Genomic DNA, 7727 nt, shown 5'->3' with positions numbered 1-7727 from the left:
GTTGCGCGCCGGCGGCCTGCCGCTCGACACGCTGTCGATGGGCATGTCCGCCGATCTCGATGCGGCCGTGCTCGAAGGCGCGACGATCGTGCGCGTCGGCACCGCGATCTTCGGCGCGCGCGATTACTCGCACTGAACGCCGCCCCCTTTACGCCCTACCGTTCACTCACTCGCTCAATCGGACATCATGAAAATCGCATTCATCGGCGGCGGCAACATGGCCGCGGCCCTGATCGGCGGCCTGATCAAGCGCGGCGTCGCCGCTGACGGCCTGTATGCCATCGACGTCAACGAAGAGGTGCGCGCGCGCGCCGCCCAGCAGTTCGGCGTGCGCACCGGCGCGGCCGTCGACGCGACGCTCGCCGACTACGACGCGGTCGTGCTCGCGGTGAAGCCGCAGGTGCTGAAGGACGTCGCGCAGGCGCTCGCACCGCACCTGAAGTCGCAGCTCGTGATCAGCATCGCGGCCGGCATCCGCGGCACCGATCTCGCGCGCTGGCTCGGCGGCTACGACCGCATCGTGCGCACGATGCCGAACACGCCCGCGCTCGTCGGCATGGGCGTGACGGGCCTCGCCGCGCTGCCGGGCGTCGAGGCGGCGGGCCGCGAACTCGCGTCGAACGTGCTCGGCGCGGTCGGCGAGATCGTGTGGTTCGACGACGAGTCGAAGCTCGACGCCGTCACCGCGATCTCGGGCAGCGGCCCGGCCTACGTGTTCTATTTCATCGAAGCGCTGCAGGAAGCCGCGCGCCAGCTCGGCATGAACGACGAACAGGGCCGCGCACTCGCGGTCGCGACGTTCACGGGTGCCGCGCAACTCGCCGCGCAATCGGGCGAGCCGGCGAGCGTGCTGCGCGAACGTGTCACGTCGAAAGGCGGCACGACGGCCGCCGCGCTCGCGTCGTTCGACGCGCAGGGCGTGAAGGATGCGATCGTGCGCGGCGCGCTTGCGGCCGAGGCGCGCGCGAAGGAAATGGGCGACGAGCTCGGTCGCGCGTAAGCGCGCCGGTGGTACCGGCCCGGTGCTCACTGCGCTGCACGGGCCGGGCGCCCCGCCCCCGTTACATTGCACGAACAACAAAAAAGCGGCCTGGGCCGCTTTTTTGTTGGTACCGCGCTCCGTACAACCTCCGGCCCGCGGCGAACGGATCGCGAAACTCAGCTCCCTGCCAGCAGGTAATGCGCGGCAATGCCCGCGAACAGCACGCCGCCGAGCCAGTTGTTGTGCCGGAACGCGGCGAAGCACGGCATCCGCTCACGGCCCTTGATCAGCGTGTAGTGATACAGCGCGCAGCCGACCGCCGCCGCCCAGCCGGCCCAGTACGCGAGGCCGAAGCCGAGCGTCACGCCGATCCACACGTAGATGCCGAGCGTCACCGCGTAGCACAGCATGACGGCCGCGACGTCGAAGCGGCCGAACGTCAGCGCGGACGTACGGATCCCGATCTTGATGTCGTCGTCGCGATCGACCATCGCGTATTCGGTGTCGTACGCGACCGACCAGAAAATGTTCGCGGCCAGCATCACCCACGCGATCGTCGGCACCGTGTCCTGCACGGCCGCGAACGCCATCGGAATGCCGAAGCCGAACGCGATGCCGAGATACGCCTGCGGAATCGCGAAGAAGCGCTTCATGAACGGATACGAGCCCGCGACGAACAGCGCGACGACGGACAGCTGCTTGGTCAGCGTGTTGAGCGGCAGGATCAGCAGGAACGAGATGAATGCGAGCCCGACCGCGATCGCGATGGCTTCCCACGCGCGGATCTTGCCCGACGTCAGCGGCCGGTCGGCCGTGCGCTTCACGTGGCGGTCGAAATCGCGGTCGGCGTAGTCGTTCATCGCGCAGCCGGCCGAGCGCATCAGCAGCGTGCCGAGCGAGAAGATCACGAGCAGCAGCCAGCGCGGATGGCCGTCGGACGCGATCCACAGCGCGTTGAGCGTCGGCCACAGCAGCAGCAGGCTGCCGATCGGCTTGTCCATCCGGACGAGCCGCAGATACAGGGGAAAGCGGGCAAGCATGGCGAAGCACCGGGAAGATAACCCCGGCATTTTAGAGCCGAGCGGTGCTTTGCGTCATGTCGGCGCGGCCGGCGGGCGGTAGCGGCGAGACACCAGCTCGCTGCCCGTGCCCGCTGCACATGGCCGAGCCGCAAAGCGCATCAATCAAGGGACAGAGCCGGCACACGCGCGGATCCGTCAGGCGCACCGCCCTGCGCTCGGCCCGATGCGTACAGATCAATCAGGGCCGGAGCAGCGTGCGCGGACTTCAGCCAGCTTGCCGCGCGTTGCACGCCTACGCGAGCAGCGACCGCAGCATCCACGCGGTTTTTTCATGAATCTGCAGGCGCTGCGTCAGCAGGTCGGCGGTCGGCTCGTCGCTCGCCGCATCGGCAAGCGGGAAGATCGCGCGCGCGGTGCGTACGACGGCCTCATGCCCCTCGACGAGCTGGCGGATCATGTCTTCGGCCACCGGCACGCCGTTCGCTTCCGGCACCGACGACAGTTTCGCGAAATCGCCGAAGGTGCCCGGCGCGACGACGCCGAGCGTGCGAATGCGTTCGGCAACCGAATCGACCGCGAGCCACAGTTCGTTGTACTGCGCCTCGAACATCAGGTGCAGCGTGTTGAACATCGGGCCCGTGACGTTCCAGTGGAAATTGTGGGTCTTCAGGTACAGCGTGAACGTATCGGCGAGCAGGCGCGACAGGCCTTCCGCGATCTTCTTGCGGTCCTTGTCGCTGATGCCGATGTTGATCTGCGCAGCGTAAGTTTTCCCGGACATGTTCTGGACTCCTTATTCAATGAAGCAGAGCAATAAAAGCGAATCGGGCTACCTGTCTATTGATACCGCACTACCGATACCGCACTACCCGCACGCACGGCTCGCCACTGCGCGTGGCGCGTAAAACACCGTGCTCAGGCAGCCGCGATCGCGTGCAGCGCCTGCGACACCAGCTCGGCCGCGCCGCCGATGACGATCGCGGATCCGACGACGTATCGCGCGATCTCGGCCGGCGCCCGCACCTTCGGCGCCAGTGCGGCGCGCATGTTCTGCATCATTTGCGTCATGATCGTCACTCCTTCAACAAAACCCAGGGTCTGAAAAAACGGCCGGTCGGACGACCGGCCGTTTTCCGTTACTGCACTACTGCATCACCGAACTACTGCACGGCGACACTCACGCGAGATCGAAGCGGTCGAGGTTCATCACCTTGTTCCAGGCCGCGACGAAATCACGTGCGAACTTCTCCTTCGCATCCTCGCTGCCGTACACCTCGGCCAGCGCACGCAGTTGCGCATGCGAACCGAAGATCAGGTCGACGCGCGAGCCGGTCCACTTGACCTTGCCCGTCGCACGATCGCGCCCTTCGAACACGTCGTTCGCTGCCGACACCGGCTTCCATTCCGTGCCCATGTCGAGCAGGTTCACGAAGAAGTCGTTCGTCAGCGCTTCCGGACGGTCGGTGAACACGCCGTGCTTCGCATCGCCGGCATTCGCACCCAGCACGCGCAGGCCACCGACGAGTGCCGTCATCTCGGGCGCGGTCAGCGTCAGCAGTTGCGCCTTGTCGACCAGCAGCGCCTCGGCCGGCGTCTGGTACGCGTGCTTCAGGAAGTTGCGGAAGCCATCTGCAACCGGCTCGAGCACGGCCATCGCTTCGATGTCGGTCTCTTCCTGCGACGCATCCGCACGGCCCGGTGCGAACGGCACCGTCACCGCGACGCCCGCGTTCTTCGCGGCCTGCTCGACGCCGGCCGCACCGGCCAGCACGATCAGGTCGGCGAGCGACACCTTCTTGCCGCCCGTCTGCGCGTCGTTGAACGCCTTCTGCACGCCTTCGAGCGTCGCCAGCACCTTCGCGAGTTCGGCCGGACGGTTCACTTCCCAGTCCTTCTGCGGCGCCAGGCGAATACGCGCACCGTTTGCACCGCCGCGCTTGTCCGAACCGCGGAACGTCGCAGCCGACGCCCATGCGGTCGACACGAGCTGCGACACCGACAGGCCCGATGCGAGCACCTTCGCCTTCAGCGCCGCGACGTCGGCGTCGTCGATCAGCTTGTGGTCGACGGCCGGAATCGGGTCCTGCCACAGCAGATGCTCGGCCGGCACGTCCGGGCCCAGATAGCGGGCACGCGGGCCCATGTCGCGGTGCGTGAGCTTGAACCAGGCACGCGCGAACGCGTCGGCGAACTCGGCCGGATTCTCGTAGAAGCGGCGCGAAATCTTCTCGTAGGCCGGATCGAAACGCAGCGACAGGTCGGTCGTCAGCATCGTCGGGCGATGCTTCTTCGACGCATCGAACGCATCCGGAATCACGTCGCCGGCGTCCTTCGCGACCCACTGGTGCGCGCCGGCCGGGCTCTTCGTGAGCTCCCATTCGTAGCTGAACAGGTGCTTGAAGAAGTCGTTGCTCCACTGCGTCGGCGTCGACGTCCACGTGACTTCGAGGCCGCTGGTGATGGCATCCTTGCCCTTGCCCGTGCCGAACGTGCTCTTCCAGCCGAGGCCCTGCTCTTCGAGGCCCGCCGCTTCCGGCTCGGCGCCGACGTTCGAGGCCGGACCGGCGCCGTGCGTCTTGCCGAACGTGTGGCCACCCGCGATCAGCGCGACCGTCTCTTCGTCGTTCATCGCCATGCGCGCGAACGTCTCGCGGATGTCATGCGCGGCCGCGACCGGGTCGGGGTTGCCGTCCGGGCCTTCCGGGTTCACGTAGATGAGGCCCATCTGCACCGCCGCGAGCGGGCTTTCGAGATCGCGCTTGCCCGAGTAGCGGCTGTTCGGGCCGCCGCTCAGTTCCAGCCAGATCTTTTCCGAACCCCAGTACACGTCGTCCGGCTCCCACGTATCGACGCGGCCGCCGGCGTAGCCGAAGGTCTTGAAGCCCATCGATTCGAGCGCGACGTTGCCGGTCAGGATCAGCAGGTCGGCCCACGAGATGTTGCGGCCGTACTTCTGCTTGATCGGCCACAGCAGCCGGCGCGCCTTGTCGAGACTCACGTTGTCCGGCCAGCTGTTGAGCGGCGCGAAGCGCTGCTGACCGCCACCCGCGCCGCCGCGGCCGTCGGCCGTGCGGTACGTGCCGGCGCTGTGCCAGGCCATGCGGATGAACAGGCCGCCATAGTGGCCGAAGTCGGCCGGCCACCAATCCTGCGACGCCGTCATCAGCGCGTGCAGGTCCTTCTTCACCGCCGCAAGGTCCAGCGTCTTGAACGCTTCGGCGTAGTCGAAATCCTTGTCCATCGGATCGGACAGTGCCGAATGCCGGTGCAGGATGTTCAGGTTAAGCTGATTCGGCCACCAGTCCTTGTTCGTCGTGCCGCCACCAGCGGTGTGGTTGAACGGGCACTTCGTTTCGTTCGACATGCGATTTCTCCTTGGCTTGCTCATATGACTCCACCCGTTCGCTCCGGCAGCATGCCGGGCGCGGTTGGCGGAGTGTCATTGCGGGGATGGGAAACGGAACAGGTTGGTCCTCCTGTCGTACTACGGGATGTCGTACGTGGCCTGTGGCGCGCGCTCCCGCTGCGATGCACCGCAGGCGGGTCGCTCGGGGAACCGGCTGCCGGCAGGCGTCGTGCCGGCGCTGCGGGCGGTATTCCAGCTTTCGGACATGCGATGCTCCCTCATGGCTTGACGGCGGGTGACGCGGGGGAACACTGAACCGGCGCGCGGCGGCGTTCAACCACCATACACACGGTCCGCCAGGTACGCGAACGCAATCGGACGCAGGCTGCGAACCGCCGCCCTGGCGCGATGTACGACCGCGTCGCGCGACGGGATGTTCCGCTGCGCGCGCTGCAATACCGATTGCATCATGACACCCTCCTTCGACGCTTGCATTCGACGGGCGGATCAGTCGTCGACATCACGCCGATCCATGTAGAGGATTCTATTCACATCTATCGAATTATTGAATTTGATAACTTTTATCTATGTGATAGAGAAAAATAAACGGGGTCGCAAGACCCCGTTCATCGTGCTGCCACATGTGCATGCTGCAGCGTGCTCAGTTCATCGTCGCCGGCATGTCGAGCTTCGCGACGCCCGGCAGGTCGCACGCGGAAATTGCGTCGCTGATCGCGTCGATCGCGGGCATCCGCGTGAAGCTCTTGCGCCATACGAGCACCACGCGGCGGTCGGGCACCGGCTCGTTGAACGGCACGTACGACAGCAGTTCGGCATCGGGGCCGTTCGCGCGCGGGCCGACCTCGGCGACCGACATCCGCGGCAGCACGGTGATGCCGACGCCGCTCGCGACCATGTGGCGGATCGTTTCCAGCGACGAGCCCTCGAAGGTCTTCTGGATACCGTCGGCCGTCTGCGAGAAGCGCATCAGCTCCGGGCACACGCCGAGCACGTGATCGCGGAAGCAGTGGCCGTTGCCGAGCAGCAGCATGGTTTCCTGCTTCAGATCCTCGGCGTCGATTTCCTCGCGCTTCTCCCACGGATGGCCGGCGGGCAGCGCAACGACGAACGGTTCGTCGTACAACGGGCGCACCATCAGGCCGGTTTCCGGAAACGGCAGCGCCATGATCGCGGCGTCGATCTCGCCCTGCTTCAGCAGTTCGAGCAGCTTCAGCGTGTAGTTTTCCTGCAGCATCAGCGGCATCTGCGGGACGCGCTGGATCATCTGCTTGACGAGCGTCGGCAGCAGGTACGGCCCGATCGTGTAGATCACGCCCAGGCGGAACGGACCGACCAGCGGATCCTTGCCCTGCTTCGCGATCTCCTTGATCGCGAAGGTCTGCTCGAGCACGCGCTGTGCCTGCGTGACGATCTGGTCGCCGATCGGCGTCACGCTCACTTCGCTCGCACCGCGTTCGAAAATCTGCACGTTGAGCTCGTCTTCGAGCTTCTTGATCGCCACCGACAGCGTCGGCTGGCTCACGAAGCATGCTTCGGCCGCGCGGCCGAAATGCCGTTCGCGCGCGACCGCGACGATGTATTTCAATTCAGTCAGCGTCATTGTGGGTCAATCAGGGATATACATGCGATAGGTTTAATTTATACACCCTGTGACACCGGTTCGCCAAGTTTCTCTGCATCGGAATGCTTCAAACGGCGGTTTTAAATCCGGCCCCGACCCGCGGATCAGGCCTTCAGATACTGCTCGCGCGCGCCGAGCCAGCGTGCGAGATGCTGCGTGACGATCTCGGGATACGCGGCAATCAGCCGCGTCGCGGCTTCGCGGGCCGGATCGATCAGCCAGCCGTCGGTCTCGAGGTTCGCAAAGCGCAGCATCGCCGCGCCCGACTGACGTGCGCCGAGGAATTCGCCGGGGCCGCGGATCTCGAGGTCGCGCCGTGCGATCTCGAAGCCGTCGGTCGTCTCGCGCATCGTCTTCAGCCGCTCGCGGCCCGTGAGTGACAGCGGCCCCGTGTACAGCAGCACGCACACCGACGCCGCGGTGCCGCGCCCGACCCGGCCGCGCAACTGGTGCAACTGCGCGAGGCCGAAGCGCTCCGCGTGCTCGATCACCATCAGCGACGCGTTCGGCACGTCGACGCCAACCTCGATCACGGTCGTCGCAACGAGCAGTTGCACGTCGTTGCGCGTGAACGCTTCCATCACGGCCGCCTTGTCGGCCGGCGACAGCCGGCCGTGCACGAGCCCGACCTTCAGCTCCGGGAGCGTGGTGGCCAGCGTCTCGTAAGTCTCGACGGCCGTCTGCAGCTGCAGCGTCTCGCTCTCCTCGATCAACGGGCACACCCAGTAGACCTGG

At 66.1% G+C, this 7727-nt stretch carries 8 protein-coding genes and 1 pseudogene; 2 read left to right on the top strand and 7 right to left on the bottom strand.

Annotation, left to right across the window (positions count from 1 at the left end):
• Positions 1 to 136 (top strand): annotated as a pseudogene (locus JYJ84_RS22815) (YggS family pyridoxal phosphate-dependent enzyme); the annotation flags it as partial.
• 51 nt (positions 137 to 187) lie between these two features.
• Positions 188 to 1000 carry a pyrroline-5-carboxylate reductase gene (proC, locus tag JYJ84_RS22810; RefSeq protein ID WP_175222362.1) on the top strand — a complete coding sequence of 271 codons (813 nt, stop codon included), beginning with the start codon at positions 188 to 190 and terminating at the stop codon, positions 998 to 1000.
• Between the two features lie 158 nt (positions 1001 to 1158).
• Here proC and ubiA read toward each other — a convergent pair whose 3' ends face one another.
• The 7 genes from ubiA to JYJ84_RS22780 form a co-directional block, all read right to left on the bottom strand.
• Positions 1159 to 2022 (bottom strand): 4-hydroxybenzoate octaprenyltransferase, encoded by an 864-nt coding sequence (gene ubiA / locus JYJ84_RS22805; protein WP_175222363.1) that lies wholly within the window; start codon positions 2020 to 2022, stop codon positions 1159 to 1161.
• Between the two features lie 274 nt (positions 2023 to 2296).
• On the bottom strand, positions 2297 to 2785 hold the full coding sequence (locus JYJ84_RS22800) for a Dps family protein (RefSeq protein ID WP_122944518.1): 489 nt from the start codon (positions 2783 to 2785) through the stop codon (positions 2297 to 2299).
• Between the two features lie 134 nt (positions 2786 to 2919).
• Positions 2920 to 3072 (bottom strand): hypothetical protein, encoded by a 153-nt coding sequence (locus JYJ84_RS22795; RefSeq protein ID WP_164462530.1) that lies wholly within the window; start codon positions 3070 to 3072, stop codon positions 2920 to 2922.
• A gap of 109 nt (positions 3073 to 3181) precedes the next feature.
• A complete protein-coding gene (gene katG / locus JYJ84_RS22790; RefSeq protein WP_175222364.1) occupies positions 3182 to 5368 on the bottom strand; it encodes a catalase/peroxidase HPI in 2187 nt (728 codons plus the stop codon).
• A 120-nt stretch (positions 5369 to 5488) separates the two neighbouring features.
• The gene (locus tag JYJ84_RS38280; protein ID WP_264173192.1) at positions 5489 to 5617 is read right to left on the bottom strand and encodes a hypothetical protein; all 129 of its coding nucleotides are present in this window, start codon (positions 5615 to 5617) and stop codon (positions 5489 to 5491) included.
• Positions 5618 to 6011: 394 nt separating this feature from the next.
• Entirely contained in the window at positions 6012 to 6971 is a 960-nt protein-coding gene (locus JYJ84_RS22785) for a hydrogen peroxide-inducible genes activator (RefSeq protein WP_122944516.1), read from the bottom strand.
• Between the two features lie 125 nt (positions 6972 to 7096).
• Positions 7097 to 7727 (bottom strand): helicase-related protein (locus JYJ84_RS22780; RefSeq protein ID WP_275890740.1); only part of this gene is annotated, 631 nt, incomplete at its 5' end.

This window comes from Burkholderia sp. LMG 13014 (genome assembly GCF_905232215.1).
Lineage (GTDB): Bacteria > Pseudomonadota > Gammaproteobacteria > Burkholderiales > Burkholderiaceae > Burkholderia.
Note: the sequence above shows the minus strand (reverse complement) of the source record. Positions and strands in the feature narration are given on the sequence as shown.

Coding starts and splice junctions, on each gene's coding strand:
- katG (WP_175222364.1), bottom strand. CDS start 5,368: ATGTCGAACGAAACGAAGTGCCCGTTCAACCACACCGCTGGTGGCGGC.
- JYJ84_RS22795 (WP_164462530.1), bottom strand. CDS start 3,072: ATGACGCAAATGATGCAGAACATGCGCGCCGCACTGGCGCCGAAGGTG.
- JYJ84_RS38280 (WP_264173192.1), bottom strand. CDS start 5,617: ATGTCCGAAAGCTGGAATACCGCCCGCAGCGCCGGCACGACGCCTGCC.
- proC (WP_175222362.1), top strand. CDS start 188: ATGAAAATCGCATTCATCGGCGGCGGCAACATGGCCGCGGCCCTGATC.
- JYJ84_RS22785 (WP_122944516.1), bottom strand. CDS start 6,971: ATGACGCTGACTGAATTGAAATACATCGTCGCGGTCGCGCGCGAACGG.
- ubiA (WP_175222363.1), bottom strand. CDS start 2,022: ATGCTTGCCCGCTTTCCCCTGTATCTGCGGCTCGTCCGGATGGACAAG.
- JYJ84_RS22800 (WP_122944518.1), bottom strand. CDS start 2,785: ATGTCCGGGAAAACTTACGCTGCGCAGATCAACATCGGCATCAGCGAC.